The organism is Mesorhizobium sp. M7A.F.Ca.CA.004.06.1.1, from assembly GCF_003999135.1.
Lineage (GTDB): Bacteria > Pseudomonadota > Alphaproteobacteria > Rhizobiales > Rhizobiaceae > Mesorhizobium.
Genome location: NZ_RZPQ01001366.1, coordinates 1 through 621 on the forward strand (window position 1 = coordinate 1; position 621 = coordinate 621).

Consider the following 621-nt stretch of genomic DNA (forward strand, 5'->3'; position numbering starts at 1 on the left):
TCAATACGGATTTCGCCGCCGGTGCGGCCATTGCTCGAGCCGAAGATCGCTTCCAGGATCTCGGTGCGGCCCGAACCCAGCAGCCCGCCAATGCCGAGGATTTCTCCGGCGGCAAGATCGAAGCCGACGCCGTCGATCACCGTGCGCCAACCATGCGCATCGGGCTTCGACAGCGACAGGTTTTCGACCGAAAGCACGGTCATGCCGCTGGTGTTGCGCTCTTCCTCGGAGGAAGCGAGCAGGTTGCGGCCGACCATCGCCGAAATGATCGTATCTTCGTCGAGCCTGGCCATCGGCTCGGTCAGCACATGGCGGCCGTCGCGAAACACGGTGACGCGGCCGGCCAGATGCATGACCTCGTCGATGCGGTGCGAGATGTAGACGATGGCGACGCCGCTGTCGGCAAGCTGGCGGATGATGCGGAACAGCCGCTGGCATTCGGCCGGCGAAAGCGCCGAGGTCGGCTCGTCCATGATCAGGATGCGTGCCGACATCGACAGAGCCTTGGCGATCTCGACCAGTTGCTGCTCGCCGACACGCAGGGCGCCGACGCGGGCTTGCGGATCGAGTTCGATGCCGAGCCGCTGCAACAAAGCACCTGCCGCGCGGCTGCTCGCCTTG

General features: G+C 65.2%; 1 protein-coding gene. It reads right to left on the reverse strand.

The window, feature by feature from the left end; translation table 11 throughout:
• Positions 1–621, reverse strand: a 621-nt coding sequence (locus tag EN906_RS36365; protein ID WP_164777718.1) for an ATP-binding cassette domain-containing protein, incomplete at both ends; no start/stop codon positions are given.